General features: G+C 44.6%; 16 protein-coding genes. 6 read left to right on the top strand and 10 right to left on the bottom strand.

The features are described from left to right. Positions 1-112: 112 nt before the first annotated feature. The 5 genes from ACIQXV_RS01645 to ACIQXV_RS01625 form a co-directional block, all read right to left on the bottom strand. Positions 113-1,120, bottom strand: a complete 1,008-nt coding sequence (locus ACIQXV_RS01645) for a MupG family TIM beta-alpha barrel fold protein (protein ID WP_402955046.1) — start codon at positions 1,118-1,120, stop codon at positions 113-115. Continuing rightward, positions 1,117-2,478 carry a PTS transporter subunit EIIC gene (locus ACIQXV_RS01640; protein WP_402955043.1) on the bottom strand — a complete coding sequence of 454 codons (1,362 nt, stop codon included), beginning with the start codon at positions 2,476-2,478 and terminating at the stop codon, positions 1,117-1,119. The genes ACIQXV_RS01645 and ACIQXV_RS01640 overlap by 4 nt, the downstream gene beginning before the upstream one ends. A gap of 80 nt (positions 2,479-2,558) precedes the next feature. After that, positions 2,559-3,413: a MurR/RpiR family transcriptional regulator gene (locus ACIQXV_RS01635; protein ID WP_402955255.1), complete on the bottom strand. Its 855-nt coding sequence runs from the start codon at positions 3,411-3,413 to the stop codon at positions 2,559-2,561. Between the two features lie 25 nt (positions 3,414-3,438). After that, entirely contained in the window at positions 3,439-4,347 is a 909-nt protein-coding gene (murQ, locus tag ACIQXV_RS01630) for an N-acetylmuramic acid 6-phosphate etherase (RefSeq protein ID WP_402955037.1), read from the bottom strand. 137 nt (positions 4,348-4,484) lie between these two features. After that, complete coding sequence (locus ACIQXV_RS01625; RefSeq protein ID WP_402955034.1) at positions 4,485-5,348, bottom strand: Cof-type HAD-IIB family hydrolase; 864 nt, start codon at positions 5,346-5,348, stop codon at positions 4,485-4,487. A gap of 117 nt (positions 5,349-5,465) precedes the next feature. Here ACIQXV_RS01625 and glcD point away from each other — a divergent pair, with 117 nt between their 5' ends. From glcD to ACIQXV_RS01595, 6 genes are all read left to right on the top strand, one after another. Next, complete coding sequence (gene glcD / locus ACIQXV_RS01620) at positions 5,466-6,878, top strand: glycolate oxidase subunit GlcD (RefSeq protein WP_402955031.1); 1,413 nt, start codon at positions 5,466-5,468, stop codon at positions 6,876-6,878. Continuing rightward, entirely contained in the window at positions 6,875-8,233 is a 1,359-nt protein-coding gene (locus ACIQXV_RS01615) for a (Fe-S)-binding protein (RefSeq protein WP_402955028.1), read from the top strand. Before glcD ends, ACIQXV_RS01615 begins: the two co-directional genes overlap by 4 nt. A gap of 97 nt (positions 8,234-8,330) precedes the next feature. Next, a complete protein-coding gene (locus tag ACIQXV_RS01610; RefSeq protein WP_402955025.1) occupies positions 8,331-8,837 on the top strand; it encodes an Lrp/AsnC family transcriptional regulator in 507 nt (168 codons plus the stop codon). After that, positions 8,834-10,045 carry an aminotransferase gene (locus ACIQXV_RS01605; protein WP_402955022.1) on the top strand — a complete coding sequence of 404 codons (1,212 nt, stop codon included), beginning with the start codon at positions 8,834-8,836 and terminating at the stop codon, positions 10,043-10,045. Before ACIQXV_RS01610 ends, ACIQXV_RS01605 begins: the two co-directional genes overlap by 4 nt. Positions 10,046-10,188: 143 nt before the next feature. Beyond that, positions 10,189-10,683, top strand: coding sequence for a protease inhibitor I9 family protein (locus ACIQXV_RS01600; RefSeq protein ID WP_402955019.1), 495 nt, complete (start codon positions 10,189-10,191; stop codon positions 10,681-10,683). Between the two features lie 195 nt (positions 10,684-10,878). Continuing rightward, positions 10,879-11,787: a DMT family transporter gene (locus tag ACIQXV_RS01595; RefSeq protein WP_402955016.1), complete on the top strand. Its 909-nt coding sequence runs from the start codon at positions 10,879-10,881 to the stop codon at positions 11,785-11,787. A gap of 44 nt (positions 11,788-11,831) precedes the next feature. On the opposite strand, the gene ACIQXV_RS01590 is transcribed toward ACIQXV_RS01595, so the two are convergent. The 5 genes from ACIQXV_RS01590 to ACIQXV_RS01570 all read right to left on the bottom strand — a co-directional run bounded on the left by ACIQXV_RS01590 (position 11,832) and on the right by ACIQXV_RS01570 (position 18,767). Next, on the bottom strand, positions 11,832-13,652 hold the full coding sequence (locus ACIQXV_RS01590; protein WP_402955013.1) for an ABC transporter ATP-binding protein: 1,821 nt from the start codon (positions 13,650-13,652) through the stop codon (positions 11,832-11,834). Positions 13,653-13,660: 8 nt separating this feature from the next. After that, complete coding sequence (locus ACIQXV_RS01585; RefSeq protein WP_402955010.1) at positions 13,661-15,415, bottom strand: ABC transporter ATP-binding protein; 1,755 nt, start codon at positions 15,413-15,415, stop codon at positions 13,661-13,663. A gap of 93 nt (positions 15,416-15,508) precedes the next feature. Beyond that, positions 15,509-16,417, bottom strand: a complete 909-nt coding sequence (locus ACIQXV_RS01580; RefSeq protein ID WP_402955007.1) for an ROK family protein — start codon at positions 16,415-16,417, stop codon at positions 15,509-15,511. 15 nt (positions 16,418-16,432) lie between these two features. After that, positions 16,433-17,341 carry an ROK family protein gene (locus ACIQXV_RS01575; protein ID WP_402955004.1) on the bottom strand — a complete coding sequence of 303 codons (909 nt, stop codon included), beginning with the start codon at positions 17,339-17,341 and terminating at the stop codon, positions 16,433-16,435. 40 nt (positions 17,342-17,381) lie between these two features. Further along, complete coding sequence (locus tag ACIQXV_RS01570; RefSeq protein WP_402955253.1) at positions 17,382-18,767, bottom strand: glycoside hydrolase family 1 protein; 1,386 nt, start codon at positions 18,765-18,767, stop codon at positions 17,382-17,384. Between the last annotated feature and the right edge of the window lie 64 nt (positions 18,768-18,831).

Raw genomic sequence — 18,831 nt, 5'->3', positions numbered from 1 at the left:
CCCACAATTCCCCCACCACTTCGGTCGCTTAGCAGGAATGATGATTATATCGCCCCAGTATCCCATAACCGAAAAAACCGCCTTATCTACTAGATAAGGCAGTTCCTACGTTTCAGCACTCTATTAATTTTATAACTTGGCCTGGTTGGAGCAGGGGAAGCAGCGGTAAATCGAATTCGACAACCCTTCCGACCACATTGACCCGCTCATCGGCAGGTAAATCATGGATCGTGATTTGGACCTCGCCGCGGTACCGTCCGTAGCGGTCATTATCTCTTGTAATCGTGCCTACAGGCCGGACACAAGTATTCTCAGGAACTACAGCCTCGGCACTTCTTGTTTCCATTAGCCGAAGTACGTCACGGGAAAAATCAGGACGGAGACGGAACTCCCCCGCTTGGAACCCTTCCACCCGAATCGAAACTCGACGATGACCATCAAAATCAATTAATTTTTCCAAAAGGTCAACACTTACTTCCGAATCCCCGATATACACATCCTCGACACCCGTCGAAAACAGTTCCAGCGCGGCCAAAAACGGATCCGCCCCTCGATGCCCCTCCAGCGTTGGCAGTCCTTCAAACAGCGGGCCGCGTTTCTCCCCGTCACCTGGAATATAAGCGCTCACCGGTATGCCGTACCGTCCAAAAAGTTCATTTTGCGATTGAAAAAATGATTCAGCTAATCCAGTTTCACGGCGGGGATAGAAATTATGCCACGCCAGCAATTGATCAGCCGTCAATCCGCCTTCAATTAAGGCACGTACATCTTCCTCAAACAGGATGCTGGCATTCAAGGCAAGCTTGAACTCTTCAGCCAGCGCCAAAATCGTTTCATGCGCAAAAAAGTCATCCAAGCGCAACCCGATTATCCCTAAAGATTTTAACGCTAATAAGCTATCCAATCCCAAGTGGGCAGGCGTTTTCAACGAAACATCCGCATAAACCTCTATTCCAGCTTCCTTTGCTACCCGCAGCAGCTGTTTCGCGCGATCCGCTAAATCCCCGGACTCTTCAGGAATGTGAAGCGAGGTAAACGCCCGCTTCACACCCAATTTCCCTGCCAGAGCAATCCGCTCTTCTGCTAATGGATCATTTAAATAGAAGGAAATACCAATCAATCAAATTCACCGGCCATCTCATCTTTGAACCCGAATAAATAAGTAAATAAGAATCCTGCTGCATAGGCAATCAATACCCCTACTAAATAAAGGAGAACTTGACCTGTTACAACAAGGAACGCAAGTGGTAATCCAGATACTCCGATCGCGACCGTTGCGATTCCAAATGCTGCTTGGAACGCACCACCGACACCAGCACCTAAACATGCTGTTAAGAACGGACGACCTAGAGGAAGGGTAACACCGAAAATTAACGGCTCACCAATTCCAAGAATACCTGCTGGCAGACCACCGCCAATTGCTCTTTTTAAGCGCGTTTTCTTCGTTTTAAGATAAATTGCAAACGCTGCACCTACTTGACCTGCTCCACCCATTGCTAAGATCGGCAAAAGTGGGTCATCACCAATTGTATTAATTAATTCTAAGTGGATAGGTGTTAAACCTTGATGTAATCCAGTTACAACAAGTGGAAGGAAGGTTGCTCCGAGAACAAATCCTGCCACTACACCGCCCATATCAAGTAAAGAAGTTAATCCTTTTGTGATAATATCTGAAACGAAACCACCAAGCGGCATAAATACAAGATAAGTAACAATACCAGTAACCAATAAAGCAACCGTTGGTGTGATAAAAAGATCTAGAGATTGTGGAACAAACTTACGAACTCGTTTTTCAACTAGGGCAATAAAAATCGCTGCAAACAATACGCCAATTAAACCTCCGCGTCCAGGAAGTAAATCTGCGCCAAACAAATGGATGCCTGCAACGGCCGGGTTAATGATCAAAATACCGGCAATCGCCCCAAGTGCAGGTGAACCACCAAATTCCTTCGCGGCATTCATACCGACTAAAATGCCTAAGTAACCAAATAGTCCACTACCAATGACAGATAATATTGTGGCAAGTTGGGAATCCCCTGCGAGCCATCCAGCTTGAATGATCGCTTTTGTGATCCCTGTAATCAAACCAGAGGCTACGAGTGCCGGAATTAATGGAATGAAAATACTAGAAATTTTTCGTAAAAACTTCTTAAATGGTGTCGCATTCTTTTTGTTAATTTCAGCCTTTGTGCTCGCTGCCTTTGCCTTTAAATCAATTCCGCCGGCAGCATCTATTAACTTACCAAACTCTTCTGTTACTCTATTTACTTTTCCAGGTCCCAAGATAATTTGGAGTGTCTCTTCTTCCACTACCCCAAGGACGCCGTCAATTTTTTTAATCGCCGCTTTGTTGACCTTGGACTCATCGTTTGGTGTTACACGAAGTCTTGTCATACAATGTGTGTAATTGCCAACATTCGCTGCTCCGCCTAATTGTTCAAGAATCTTTTCGGCTAATTGTTTATTCTCTCCAGCCATACTAAATTTCCCCTTCTCTCTGTTGTTTTTTATTTTTCGAAAAAATAAGAACGGAATGGTGTCCGCATCACCCCCTGTAATTATTTCCCTTCCTTGATAAATCGAATCGCTTCCCTTGTTTTGTCAATCGAATGAATCGTTTTCTCATACTGAACGGTTGCCATCGACAAAAACAAAATATCAATGATATATAGCTGCGCCAGGCGCGATGATGTAGCTGCACTTCGAAACGGTGCCTCACCGGAATACGAGGTAAACAGCTTAATATCCGCGAGGGATGAGACGGTTGATTGTCCGTATTTCGTTAAACTAATCGTCTTCACGCCGCGCTCTTTCGCTAGAGTCATCACTTTACTAACCTCAGCTGTTTCCCCGGAGTGAGAGATGCCAAACACCACATCATCCTTGTTGGCATTTGCAATAAGCGTCGCAACAAGGTGTGTATCCGTAAAAGCGGTTGCATTTTTATGAATGCGAAGGAATTTTTGCTGTGCATCCTTCGCGATAATATTAGAAGCGCCTATTCCAAAAAAATGAACATTTTGGGCAGGCAGCAAGGTGTGAACAGCACGTTCCAATTCATCGTAATTGATGATCTCTTCCGAATCACGGATGCTTTGGATACTATTGCTTGTTGTCTTCTGAACGATGGAGAAAAAGGATTCGCCGGGTTCAATGTCGCGATATCCTTCCTCAACGGGCTTCACTAAATCCCCTGCAATTCTTACTTTTAAATCTTGAAACCCATTTAAGCCCAAAGACTTGCAGAGCCGAATAACGGCTGCTCCGCTCGTATTTGCTTGAACCCCGATGTCATTGACAGTACTGTTTAAAATCGATTGCGGGTGTTCCAGAATAAACTCCGCAATTTTTCGCTCAGAAGCCGGAAGCTGTTCCAGCATATTTTGAATCATTTTTAAACCGCCTGCTGCCACACCCAAAACCACCTTTTCATCTGCATCATTTTTCAACATTTTGAATGGCCGTTTTCACATAACCATTTGCTTCTGCTAATAATTGTTCTGCTTCTTGTTTCGTTGTATTCGTCTTAATCATGACAATTGCCGTTTTGACTTGAAGGTCTGCTTTTTCTAGTGTTTCCAATGCCATTTCATAAGAAACCCCTGTAATTTTGCGGATGATGCCAATCGCCCGTTCCTTCAATTTTTGATTACTGACATGAACATCAATCATCAAGTTATCATAGGCTTTTCCTAAAAGAATCATCGATGAGGTAGAGATCATATTCAAAATCATTTTATGGGCTGTCCCTGATTTCAACCGGGTCGAACCTGTCAGCACTTCCGGACCGACGATTACCTCGATGCCTTGGTCCGCTTCCTTAGTAATCGCCGCATTTTTATTACAGGAAAGGGCGACTGTTTTCGCACCGATGCTGCGTGCATAGCGTAAGGCGCCAATCACATAGGGTGTCCGGCCACTGGCAGCGATGCCGATCACGGTATCATGTTTTGTCAGATCCAATGCCTTCAAATCACTGACACCAAGCTCCGGATCATCCTCCGCACCTTCGACTGCTTTTATGAAGGCACCTTCGCCCCCTGCCATTAATCCTTGAACCATTTCAGGGTCTGTGCTGAAGGTAGGCGGACATTCTACAGCATCCAGAACCCCTAATCGGCCGCTCGTACCTGCCCCCAGATAAATGAGCCGTCCCCCGTTTTTAAAGGATTCAAAGACAAACTTTACTGCTGCCTCTACTTCCGGCAGGACTTCATTTACGGCTAAGGCCACCAATTGATCCTGCTCATTCATGATCCGTAAAATATCCATTGGTTTTGCCGTATCTATTTGCATGGATTGTTCGTTTCGTGATTCTGTCGTTAATAATTCAAGATTTTCTTCCATTGTATGGTATCCCCCAGTTAGTTTTCTCTAAGCTGTAAGCGGTTTCTGTATATTTATATTATATGCGGATTGAAATAATAATTCAATATTTTTATAAAAAATATGAAATGTTATTTTAAAAAATTATTTTACACCATTTAATCCAGTAAATATCTGTGAATGGCCTCGGCTACTCCTGCCTGGTTATTATTCCCTGTTACCTTATCCGCCACTAGTTTCACTTTTTCAGGGGCATTCCCCATCGCAATTCCCAGCCCTGCCATGGAAAGCATGAGTGCATCGTTATAATTATCGCCAATCGCAGCCGTTTGCGTGATCGGGATCCCCTGCTGCTCCGTTAACTTTAGAAGGGCCGACGCCTTTGTCACACCACTCGGTGAAATCTCTAAATTAAGAAAATTGAGGCTGCTGCTGATTTCCATGTCCTCAACCTGCTCGACAATCCGCTTTGAAAAATCGGCAAGTCGATCCCCATCATCAAATACGGCTATTTTCGTAATCTTAGGTTGCTTTTCTTTCATATATTGATAAAAATGATCGATGACCATGACCTTGCAGTTTTTTCGGAAGGATTCACAATCTGTGAGGCTGCCACCGGTTTTTTCTAATGGAGGAATATTATTTTCAATCCAGTTCTCATTCCATTTCGTTACCATCGGGACGAGCAGCGTATCCCCTTCATAAAAATGGGCATAGATTCCTTCCGCCTCACATAACTCCCAGAAATGTAACAGCGGTTCGTGCTGAAATACAGCCTGCTCTTGTACCGCTCCATTTTCATCCAGCATGATGGCTCCATTGTAGGCAATGATCGGCTCGCCCTTTAGGCCGATGGTATTAGCAATCCATTTCGTTGATAGGGGTGAACGGCCGCTGCAAATCACCACCTTCCCTCCACGTCTGCGGTATTCATGAATCGCTTCGATCGTTTCAACGTCAATCTCTTTTTGATCGTTTAATAATGTACCATCCAAATCAGTAGCTAATAATGAATATTTCAATAGTATTGCTCCTTTCGAATTAGTATTTTATAATTATTATATATTTATTAAAATAAAATTTCAAAACGATTCATTTTCCATAGAGCAGGATTAATCCGTAAGAATGGGGGAAACAGAATGCTTTCGAATATAGTAAAAGAAAAACTGATCTCTATTGTAACCAAGGAAAATTTCGCTGATTCCAAAACAGAACGTTTAGTCTACTCCTATGATGCAACACCCAACTTCCAGTCGATGCCGGATGCCGTGGTCGCACCAAGCAATACTGCAGAAGTTTCAGAAATCCTCAAGCTTTGTAATGAGTATAACGTTCCGATTGTGCCGCGCGGCTCCGGTACCAATCTTTGTGCCGGAACATGCCCAACCGAGGGCGGGGTGGTTCTTCTTTTTAAACATATGAACAAGATCATCGAAATTGACGAAGAAAACCTAACGATTACTGTACAGCCGGGTGTCATTACGCTTGATATGATTCATGCCATTGAAGAAAAAGGTCTATTTTACCCGCCGGACCCAAGCTCGATGAAAATCTCGACCATTGGCGGCAACATCAATGAGAACTCCGGCGGTTTGCGCGGTCTCAAATATGGTGTAACGAGAGATTATGTCATCGGTCTTGAGGCGGTATTGCCGAATGGTGATATCATCCGCACTGGCGGAAAGCTGGCAAAGGATGTCGCAGGGTATGATTTGACCCGGCTGTTTGTTGGCTCAGAAGGAACGCTCGTTGTCATTACGGAAGCCACCTTGAAACTGATTCCGATGCCGGAAACGCGCAAGACGATGCTTGCTCTTTACCAAGATCTGGGTGCCGCAGCCAAGTCGGTTTCCAAGATTATTGCCAATAAAATTATTCCAACAACGCTGGAGTTCCTTGATCAGCCGACATTAAAGGTAGTCGAAGATTTTGCCCAAATCGGCCTGCCTACAAATGTACAAGCGGTACTCTTAATTGAACAGGATGGCCCGCTTGAAGTGGTTGAACGGGATATGATAAAAATCGCTGAGGTTTGTAAGCAGGAGCATGCGGTATCGATTCAGGTTGCCGCGACGGAAGAGGAAGCCGACGCACTACGAACCGCACGTCGGGCCGCACTTTCTGCCGTTGCCCGCTTGAAGCCGACAACAATCTTGGAGGATGCCACAGTGCCAAGATCGGAAATCGCCAATATGGTGCAGGCCATTAATGACATTACCGAAAAATATCAGCTGACGATTTGTACCTTTGGTCACGCGGGAGACGGAAACCTTCATCCAACTTGTGCGACCGATGCCAGAAATCAGGAAGAAATGGAGCGAGTTGAAAAAGCATTTGCGGAAATTTTTGAAAAGGCGATAGAATTAGGCGGAACGATTACCGGGGAACACGGAGTTGGTGCGATGAAGGCACCGTACCTTGAATGGAAGCTGAAGGCGGAAGGCATCGCTGCGGTGAAAGCGATTAAACAGGCATTTGATCCGAACAACATTATGAATCCGGGGAAAGTTTTTGCCAAGGACAGCAAGAAACGCGTGGTGATCACAAGATGACAACGGTACAAGAACAAGAAAAGATTCAGCAACAATTTAAAGCACGGATGAACGAGGATGAATTGCTCAACTGTATGCGCTGCGGCTTTTGTCTGCCGACATGCCCAACCTATATTGAATCAGGCTATAAGGAATCGCATTCTCCTCGGGGAAGAATCGCGCTTATGAAAGCAGTCGTCGACGGAATAATCGAACCGGATGAGGATTTCGAGCGCTCACTTGAACTTTGCCTCGGCTGCCGGGCCTGTGAACCGGTCTGCCCGTCAGGCGTCAATTATGGTCATTTATTAGAAGAGGCAAGAGATATTATTAATCAGAACAAAAAACATTCATTGCCGGTCCGGGCCGTTAGAAAGACCGTTTTTGAGGGGTTATTTCCGCACCCAGAACGCATGCGGCGGACCGTCGGGATGCTTGGTTTCTATCAGCGCTCCGGGATCCAAACTCTGGCACGAAAAATAGGATTTTTAGGACTTTTGCCTGAAAGTTTAGCCACAATGGAAAAGGTATTACCCGCAGTGCCAACGATGAAAGAGATGAAAAACCGGCCTGAACATCTGCCGGCTTTGGCGGAAAAGGTGCACCGGGTTGCTTTTTTCAGCGGCTGTTTAATGGATACCATGTTCATGAAAACAAACGACGCAACGATGAAGCTGCTTCAATTAGCCGGATGCGAGATTGTGATTCCTAAGAATCAAACTTGCTGCGGTGCATTGCATGGGCATAGTGGCGAAAAGGATCTAGCCAAAAGACTAGCGAAACGGAATATTATCGCATTTGAAGAGTTAGACGTCGACTATATCATTACCAATGCCGGCGGCTGCGGCGCGTTTTTAGTCGATTATGATCACCTTCTGAAGGATGATCCTGATTGGCGTCACCGAGCCAGAAATTTCAAGGAAAAGATTAAGGATATTTCTGAAATATTAGTAGAGGTTGATTTTCATAATAAGGTTAACTTGGAGCTTCCGGTGCAGGTGATTACCTATCAGGACTCCTGCCATTTACGGAATGTCATGAAAACGGCATCCGCGCCAAGGGTTCTGCTTCAAGCGATAAAAGGGGCAGATTATAAAGAAATGAAAGAGGCCGACCGCTGCTGCGGTTCCGCCGGTATTTATAATATCGTAGAATCGGAGTCGTCGATGGTCATGCTCGACTATAAAATGGTTCAAGCTAAAGCTACAAATGCCGCCACCATTGTGACCGCCAATCCCGGCTGCCTGTTACAAATGCAGCTTGGCATTGAGCGAGAAGGCTTATCTGAGAAAATGCGCGCTGTTCATATTGTCGATCTGTTGGCGGAAGCGGCTAAAAAAGGACTAATTAATAATGATTATGGGCTACTTTTATAAAAAGTAGCCTATTTTTTATCGCATGACGTGACAGACACTGCAAATAGGATTAAAATCATCAATATGCAATAGTAGAAAGTTGAGGAGGGCCTTAGGCATGCAGCTTAGCAATGAAGAAATTGAAATTTTAAAAATCATTGAAGAAAACCACAAACTACCAGTAGAATCTATCGCATTAATGGCCATGTGCAGCGAGGAAACGGTAATAGCCGCTATTCAGAAATTAGAAGATGAAAAAATTATTATGAGTTACCCAACCTTAATCGATTGGAGCAAAGTTGAGGGGCAGGAAGGCGTCATCGCTATGATTGATGTGAAGGTTACCCCGAAGCGCGGTGTTGGATTCGATGAAGTCGCAGAGAGAATTTCTCGTTTTCCTGAAGTATCGTCCCTTTATCTCATGTCGGGTGCCTACGATTTGTCGATTACCGTTGAAGGAAAAACAATGAATCAAGTTGCGGCCTTTGTTTCGGAAAAATTATCAACGATTGAAAACGTCGTGTCCACCACCACCCATTTCATGCTAAAAAAATACAAACATGATGGTGTAAGTTTTAATATTGGCAATGATGATAAAGACCGTAGAATGGTGGTTTCACCATGAAACATGATCATGAACACTATCTTTCAAAAACAGCCAAAGACTTGCAGCCCTCTGGGATAAGGAAATTTTTCGATCTGGCCGCCAGCATGAAGGATGTCATTTCCTTGGGTGTCGGTGAACCGGATTTTATTACCCCATGGAGCATTCGCGAAGCAGCCATTTTATCGCTGGAACAAGGCTTTACCTCCTATACGGCCAACGCCGGACTGCTCGAATTACGGGAAGAAATCTCTTTCTACCTTTCAGGAAGATTTGGGGTTCAGTATGACCCGAAAAGTCAAATTATTGTGACAATCGGAGCAAGTCAGGCAATCGACCTTGCCTTTCGTGCCATTTTGAACCAAGGCGATGAGGTTCTTATTGTTGAACCAGCCTTCGTCTCATATGCCCCATTGGTTGCGATTGCCGGCGGGACACCGGTCGCTGTTGCCACATCACCGGCAAATGGCTTTAAAGTAACGCCAGAACAAATCGAGGCCGCCATCACTGGAAAAACGAAAGCGATTTTGTTATGTTCGCCAAACAATCCAACCGGCAGTACTTTGACAAAGGCTGAGCTGATTGAAATTGCCGAAATCATTCGCAAGCACGACTTAATCGTCGTATCCGACGAAATTTACTGCGAACTCACCTATGATGAAACCTTTACAAGCGTAGCGGCCATCGACGGTATGTACGAGCGGACGATTTTAATTAACGGTTTTTCCAAAGGATTTGCGATGACAGGCTGGAGACTGGGCTTCCTTGCAGCACCAAAGGAATTTGTCGAGGTCATGCTGAAAATTCATCAATATACGACGATGTGTGCGCCGAATATGCTGCAGCACGGTGCCATTGAGGCACTTCGCAATACCTATCATGAAGTGGAATCGATGAGAAACAGTTACCGCCGTAGACGGAACTATGTCGTGCAGACACTCAATCAAATCGGACTTGATTGCCACACCCCCGGGGGCGCCTTTTACGTCTTTCCATCTATCCGCTCCACCGGCCTGAGCTCTGAACAATTTGCCGAGGAACTGTTGATGCAGGAAAAAGTCGCCGTTGTTCCCGGCCATGTTTTTGGCGAAAGCGGCGAAGGGTATATCCGCTGTTCCTACGCCGCCTCGATGCCGCAGCTGCAAGAAGCACTAAAACGGATGCAGCGTTTTAGTGATTCAAAGGGCGTCATAGCTAACAGCAAGACTGAAAAAGTGAAAACACGTTGAACCATACATCCCAGGTGAAGGACACTCACCTGGTTTTTTTATAAAATAGCACAATATTTTCCAATAATCAAAGGGTTTTAACGGCCATTAAAAGAACATATACTAACAAGGACATCCAATTTTAGGAATGGGGGTGGGGTGATATGCTCGAAAAAGGGAAGCTTATACTAGTCGGCTGTTTGTTGGCAGTAATTGCAGGTGCTTGGATTTATTTTCTATCCTTCAACAAGGAAAAAGAAAAACCAAATGCGGGGGAAGAAGCGATGACCACTAATATTCATATTGACCCTGAGATAGATTTGAATAGTGACAAAGAGGTTACCATTCTCATTCATTTTAAAACACAACCGGCAAAAGTGGCCGTTGAGCTTGCAAAACAGAACGGAGAAACACTTTCTTTGGAACAAGCGGAACAGGATGTAAAAGAGAGCCATAAACGCTTCCAGGCTGATGTGAAAAAATATTTAGACGGAGAGCAAATTCCTTATACCATCACACACACCTACACTGCTGCTTTTAATGGGGTGGCAATAAGGCTGCCTTCCAATGCGATTAAAACATTGCTGCAATCGGGTGAAATTGAAGCTGTTTATGCGAACAGGGAAATCAAGAAGATTCCGCCAGTACAGCCGTCTTAATTTTAAACTTATGGAGACCCCTTTATGTATCCAGGGGTCTTTTTTCCTCACTTTAGCAACAAAGACGGGTTTTTTTCCACCCATCCTATGTTGAGGCAACGATAAAACCCTAGTATAATAAATTGATAGTCTACAATACCTATGCTATTTTAAATTAACAGCTGTGGCAACACATCATCATGATAGGAGGAAAAAATGAAACAGGAAGGTTCAAAATCGATAAGCCTGCCGCTTACCATTTCCATTATTGCCATCTCTTTTTCGGCTATTTTTGTAAAATGGTCTGATGCACCGGCTTCCATCTTGAGTATGTACCGTATGTGGTTTGCGAGCATTTTAATGGTACCATTCGTATGGAAAAAACGTCATGATTTCAAACATATAGCCAAAAAAGATTGGTTCTTCTTATTCTTTTCCGGCTTCTTTTTAGCGCTCCACTTTGTCCTTTGGTTTGGGTCGTTGAAGTTAACGACGGTAGCAAGTTCAACCATCATTCTTGCCTTGCAGCCGATTGTCTCATTGATCGGGGGCTTTTTACTCTTTAGGGAACGAACAACGATGTCCGCATTGATGACGATGGGAATTGCCATCGTCGGAGCGATGATGATTGGCTGGGGAGATTTTGGATTAAGTCAGGATGCCATTATAGGGGATCTGCTTTCGTTTTTCAGCGTGATCTCAGTGGTGGGCTATTTATTAATCGGTCAAACCATCGTGAAAAAAGTATCGCACTGGCTTTATAGCTTTTTTGTCTTTTTCTTTGCTTCGATTGTTCTTACGATTTATAACGTATCGACAGGGGTTGCACTTAGCGGCTATCCTGCCAAGGAATGGGGCATCTTCTTATTACTCGCCACCGTTCCGACCCTCAGCCACGTGATTAATAACTGGCTGTTAAACTACGTCAATGCCACAACCATCTCGATGAGTATTTTAGGCGAACCCGTAGGTTCTACTATATTGGCTTATCTGTTACTGCATGAGCATCTCGTCGGCTGGCAGATTGTCGGCGGCCTTCTCGTTCTGCTCGGTGTCTTTTTCTTTTTGAGTCAGAAGCAAAAACCGATTACACAAACGGTTAAAGAAGGAACAATTACCCCTTAGATTCTATGTCTAAGGGGTTTTTTACTCTTCAAATAATTAAACGATCAACCCACACCAAGCATTTTGTATTGTGCTTTCACCAATTCGTAGTAAACCCCTTGTTGTGCCATTAACCTTTCGTGATTCCCTTGCTCAAGGATCTTTCCATGGTCAAGTACAATAATCTTGTCGGCTTCTCTGATCGTGGAGAGCCTGTGAGCAATCATAATCGCTGTTCTTCCTTTTAATAGTGTTTTTAATGCCTTTTGAATCTTCACTTCTGTCTCGGTATCAATGCTCGCGGTTGCTTCATCAAGAATGAGAATTTTCGGGTCAGCGAGGAGTGCTCTTGCGAAAGAGAGAAGCTGGCGTTCCCCGACGGACAAGACATTGCCGCGTTCTTCCACTTCTGTTTGATACCCACTCGAAATTTGCGTGATGAAATGATCGGCGCCTACTGCTTTCGCCGCTGCAATCACTTCCTCATCGCTTGCGTTTGGATTACCAAAGCGAATGTTTTCCATAATCGTACCCGAAAAAATAAACGTATCCTGCAGTACCACGCTAATTTGCGAACGCAGGCTGGCAATCGAAAGATCTTGTATCGGACAGCCATCGATTTTAACCGTTCCGGCCGTCGCATCATAAAAGCGGCTGACCAAATTTGCAATCGTTGTTTTCCCTGATCCGGTATGCCCGACAAGCGCTGCCGTCTCTCCTGCTTTAATTGTAAAAGAAATCCCCTTTAACGCTTTTCGTTTTTCATCATAAGAAAACTCGACGTCTTCAAAATCAATCTTGCCTTTAATTGAATCAAGCGGAAGAGCATTCGCCCGCTCTTTGACCAATGGCCGTTCATCTAAAAATTCAAAGATCCGCTCAGATGACGCCATCCCAATCAGCAGCTGGTTATACAATTGGCCGAGGCGTGAGATCGGCTCCCAGAACATCCCTAAATAAAAGGCAAACGAAACAAACTCCCCAATGGTCGCTTCACCGCCCGCAACCAGAACAGCACCGTACCAAATAAGAATAGCCGTCCCTACCGCATTCGTCATCTCGATAAACGGGCCAAACATCGCATTCTTTTGGACTGCTTGCTTCCACGTCTGAAAATTCTCTTGGTTCAGACCCTTAAAAAAGGCGATGTTTTCTTTTTCCTGGGTATAGGTCTGGGTAACGCGGATTCCCTGAATACTTTCATTCAAATGGGAATTGATTTGCGACTGCTTCTGCCGCACCATTTGCCACAATACCCGGATTTTTTTTCGCAGGCTTGTGGAAATGAAAAACATAATCGGCAAGATGACCATGATGGCAATCGTTAGTTTGGCATTTAAAGAAAACAAGATAAAAATCGTTGCAAGCAAAAGCAGACAGTCGGTTAACAGATTAATGACACCGCTCGTGAACAGCTCCTGTAAGGAATTAATGTCATTCATAATCCGCACCAAAATCGACCCGGCTGAACGCTGGTCAAAGAATCGATGTGACAATGACTGAACATGAGTAAATAAATGCTTGCGCAAATCATAAATCACATTTTGGCCAAGCGTGTTCATCCAGCGGATTCTTAATGAATTGACCGCATACGACAACAAATATAACCCGGAAATGATCAAAACAAGCTGGATCAGAAGTGTCGTATCTTTTTTGATAATCGCCCGGTCCAGCGTATAGACACCAATTAAAATCGGAATCAACAACCGGATCGCCGTTGTCAGGATCACCGCTGCAAACGAAAGCGGCAGGTAATTTTTCGTGTATGGTTTTAAATAGTGTAATAAGCGCATCATTTGCTTCCAGTTAAACGGCTTATCAATCACTTGATCCTGGGAGTAGTGAAACCGCTCCAAGATCAGCTGTTTCTTTCGAGTTTCTTCCATCTTTCCACCTACCTAACTGCCTTTTGCGTAATTGCCGCTTGATCTTGGTATTGAATCTGATAAATTCGTTGATAGGGTCCATGGTTGGCGACTAACTGTTCATGTGTTCCACGTTCAACGATTTTCCCATCTTCAAGGACTAAAATTTCATCAGCATGCTTCAGCGATGAAATCCGATGGGCAATAATAAAGGTCGTTCTCCCCTTCATCACTTCTTGAAGGGCTGTCTGAATTTGGAACTCCGTTTCCATATCGACCGCGCTCGTCGAATCATCCAAAATCAGGATTGCGGGATTCATACAAATCGCCCGGGCGATGGCAATCCGCTGTTTTTGTCCCCCGGAAAGGCCCATGCCCCGTTCCCCAAGCATCGTATTATAACCATCGGGCAATTCCATAATAAATTCATGGGCCTCCGCCCGTTTCGCCGCCTCGATAATTTCTTCGTTCGTCGCATCCGGTCGGCCGTAAGAAATATTTGCTTTGATGGTCGATGAAAAAAGGAAGGTTTCCTGTAAGACGACTCCAATAGTGGAACGCAGCGTTTTCAGTTTATATTCCTTAATCGGCCGGCCATCAATGAGAATCTTCCCTTCAGTTGGCTCATAAAAGCGTGACAGCAGTTGGATGATACTTGTCTTTCCGGAACCGGTCGCACCAATTAGACCAATCGTAGAACCCCGCTGTACATCAAAGCTAATATGCTGAAGGGCTGCCGCTTCCTCTTGTTGGTAGTAGAACGTCACATTTTGGAAAGCAACGCTCCCTTCAATATGATCAATCGGCACTACCTCCTCACCATCGTATATGGTTTCCTCCGCTTCTAATACCTCTAAGAGCCTCTCACCGGAGGCTTTCGCCTGTGAAAACATATTAATCGTAAAACCAAGATTCATAATCGGCCACATAATATACCAAACAAGACTGTAAAAAGCGACAAGCTCTCCTGGTTTTAGGGTTCCATTTATGACCTGAAAGCCCCCGAATCCCAATAAAGCCACGACAGAAATATTGCCAATCAGCTCCATTAGCGGAAAGTATTTTGCCCAAACAGCTGCGGTTGTCAGCTGTTTTGTCCGATACACTTGATTGCTCTGGTTAAAGCGCTCAATTTCCACATTCTCTTTCGATAAGGCCTTCACCGTGTGAATCCCGCTGATATTCTCCTGCACCTTTGTATTTAAGCTTCCAAACGATTCGCGAATCCCGCGAAAAGCGGGGTGAACCTCCTTATCAAACTTATAAACTACCACACTGATAAACGGCAGCACTGCAACGGTGACGAATGTGAGCGAAACTGAATAATACAGCATCACACATAAACTGGCACCGACGACAATGACAAACCGCAGCACCTCGCTAAATCCAAAGGAGACGAAAAAGCGAAAGCCTTCCACATCGGCGGTCAAGCGTGACATTAAGTCCCCTGTTTTCGCATTATCATAATAACTGAACGACAGCCGCTGCAGTTTTTCATATAAAGCATTTCGCAGCTGAAACACCGATTTAATCCCAAACATATCGGCTAAGTAATGTTGAATATACGTGGATAGTCCTTTAACCGCCATGATGGCGATAAATCCCAAGGCAATCCACGGCACCAAGTTGAATTGCTTGCCAAGCACGACCTCATCAATCGTCATCTGCAAAATGATCGGGTAGACCACCGTAATCCCAGCCACGACAAGCATGAAAAGCATCGACCACATAAAATCCTTTTTATATGGAAGATAAAAGGATTTTAACTTTTTAAAAACGGACATTGCTTCCTCCTTTTGAAAATAAAATTTTTTTCATGCTTTTAATCATATAAAGCAAACCACAAAAATATTTCTAATTTCGAAATTTCGGATAACTTAATTTAATGAGCTATTTCTTATTTTTAAAAAATGAAATAAAGCTCCAATTAAGTTGGCGTCGTTATCAAATTGACATGCTTCAACCGTAATCTCTAACGTAGAGATCTCGTCCTTTAATTTCTTCAATTCCTGATTTATGCCGGCAATTACTTCTGGCCGCTTGCTAATTCCCCCGCCGATCAGGATTTTTTTCGGATCGAGAGCATACTTCAAATTATAGATGCCGATTGCCAGCTTTTTGTAAACTTCAGCAATGCAATCTTGGGCAATGGGGTCACCCGCTTCAGCCATCCGAAATACTTGTTCCCCGTCCAATGTTCCTTTTGACAGTGACTTTCTTACTTCAACCTCTTCTATCAGTGCACGTGTCGATGCAACCTGGCTCCAGGTAGCTTGCAGTGGATTCTTAGGTGGATTTCCGATAATCATATAGCCAAACTCGCCGCCATGAAGGGTCGCTCCACGTAAAATAGTTTGATTGATGACGATACTGCCGCCTATTCCTGTCCCAATGACAATACAAATGTAGTAATCCGTTTCTTGAGCTGCGCCTCTCCACCCCTCTGCTAATGCGGCACAGTTCGCATCATTTTCAATCGTTACGTCAAGACCCGTTCGTTCCTTTATCAAGTCTGTCATGCACACACCGTGGATATAGGGAATAGCACTTGCTCCGCCAATAAAGCCTCTTATCACGTCTACAGCCCCTGGCGAACTGACCGCAATCCCTTGAAGATCAAACAAACTTTTATAGTGGGTTACGATGTCGGTGATCTTCTGCAGGAAAACGTCTAATCCTTCTTTCGGAGTGGGTACCTTTCCGCTTTCGAGCTTCACCGCTTGGTCGTTCATGACCGCGTACTTAATAAATGTTCCGCCAATATCAAAAACCATGTAAGTCTTCATGGTAATTCGCTCCTCTTAATGGAATGATGCTTGCTGCGTCAAGAGGGCCGCCCCAATCACACCTGCTTTTGTCCCTAACGACGCACATTCAATCTGAATCTTTTTCCGCAGCTGCGGATATAAGTAGCCATTTACTTTTTCAAGAAGGAGCGGCATGATATAGTCCTTTGATTGCATGACACCACCGCCTAGCACAATCATGTGCGGGTCAACAGTATGAACAATATTGGCGATTCCTTTTGCCAGAGAGGCAAGCATTTGATCGACAATCACTTGTGCATCTTTGTCTCCGTTCATCGCCATTGCGAATACTTCGCCAGCATGTCCGGTGATCCCCAGTCGTTCTCGTCCTTGCTGCTTCACAGCTGTACCGCTTGCCAACGTTTCTAATGCCCCGATATTTAGCGTATGGTGCGGCGGGCCATCGCGGTCAACGATGAGATTGCCGATTTCACCGGCACAGAAATGCGCCCCTTGCAGCAATTGTTTGCGGAAAACAAATCCACCGCCGATTCCGGTACTAACAGTAATATAAAAAACTGACTCTTTCCCTTTTCCCGCTCCAATGGTGGCCTCAGCTAGTGCGGCTGCATTGGCATCATTATCAAGCACAACTTTGCGCTGTAATGCTTTTTCCAATATGGACGCTAAGGGGATTTGATCCCAGTCAGGTAAATTGGGCGGACTTAAAATAAGGCCTTGTTCAAAATCTAATGGGCCGGGGGAGCCGATGCCGATGGTTTCAATTGTCCATTTTTGCAAAATCTCCCGGCCATGCTCGATCATCTGGTTGATGACATATTCCGGACCTTTATCACTTTCCGTTTTCACGTTGATTTCTTCGATCATTTTCCCATCTGTTGTTACAACGGCAAGCCGTAAATTGGTTCCACCCAAATCAATTCCGAGAAGATACTTTTCCATTCCCACCACTTCTTTCATGCTATTTAAATAGAGTGATTGCTTAAAATCCGTTGTTTTCAGACAGCCCTTTATACCATCTGCCTGATTTTTTAATCGTTCGTTTAAAATCGTTTGTTAGATCGACTTCTACTAATCCGTATCGGTTCTTATAGGCGTTTGTCCATGACCAGTTATCCATAAATGTCCAAAGATGATAGCCAAGGCAGTTCGCTCCTTCTTGCAGACCTTTATGCACCCACTTCAGGTGTTCTTGAATAAACTCAATTCGATAATCATCCTCAATAAACCCTTCTTCATGACGGAATTTCACTTCCCCTTCAACCCCCATGCCATTTTCTGAGATAAAGAAGGGGATATTGCCATAATGGTCACGAATGTCCACCATAATGTCATAGATGACTTCCTCACATATTTCCCAGCCGCGGTGCGGATTGATTTTTCGCCCTGGCATGATATAAGGATCAAATAGATGTTCCGGCATAAATGGAGCGTCCTGCGCTGCCGGTTCTTCCTTTGCCTTCACGCGGCGCGGCTGATAATAGTTTACGCCTAACATATCAATTGGATTGTCCCGGATGACGGCTAAATCTCCTGCTTCTACGGTTGGAAGTAAATCTCTTTCTCTTAAAATTTCAACCAAGTCCCGAGGGTACTCCCCTTTTGTGACCGGGTCGAGAAAGCTGCGGTTAAAGAATAGGTCGGCTATATGGGCAGCTTTTACATCATCCGGGTCCTGGCTTCTTGGATAGGATGGCGTTAAGTTTAGGATAATTCCTATCTTGCCGGGGAGGTTCAATTTTTTAAAAACCTCGACTGCCTTGGCGTGAGCCACAATCGTATTGTGAGCAACTAGTGCTCCCCGCTTAAAATCTACTACATTCGGAAAATGCCAATTATATAAATAGCCGGCCTCGACCGGAACAATCGGTTCGTTGAAGGTAAACCAGTACTTGACGCGTTCACCAAAGAGTTTAAAACAGGTTACTGCAAAGTTGACATAGGCATCAATGACTTCCCGGCTTTCCCAGCCGCCCTTTTCCTGCATGCACATCGGCATGTCGAAATGGTAGAGATTCATGAATGGTTCTATTCCGTTGGCAATGAGTTCATCGATAACCTGATTGTAAAAGGTGACCGCCCTCTCATTTACTTCCCCGACGCCGTCCGGAATCAGGCGTGACCATTGAATCGACGTGCGGAAGGAGTTGTGGCCTGTTTCTTTCATCAGTTGTATATCCTCTTTAAATTGATGATAGAAGTTAGATGTATTGGCAGGCCCAACTTGATTGTGGAAGCATTCCGGCTGGATGCTAAACCAATAATCCCAAATGCTTGCTTTCCTGCCATCTGTGGCGGCCGCACCTTCCGTTTGCGGGCCGGACGCAGCACTTCCCCACCAAAAGTTTTTGGGAAAACGATAGGTTATGTTATTTCCTTGATTAGTAGTGTCCATTGAGTATCACCCTCCTTGATAGTTTTTTATTTCATCA

The organism is Neobacillus sp. NPDC097160 (genome assembly GCF_044762155.1).
In the GTDB taxonomy this organism is placed as follows: Bacteria; Bacillota; Bacilli; order Bacillales; family Cytobacillaceae; genus Neobacillus.
This window is presented reverse-complemented; position numbering and strand designations above follow the sequence as displayed.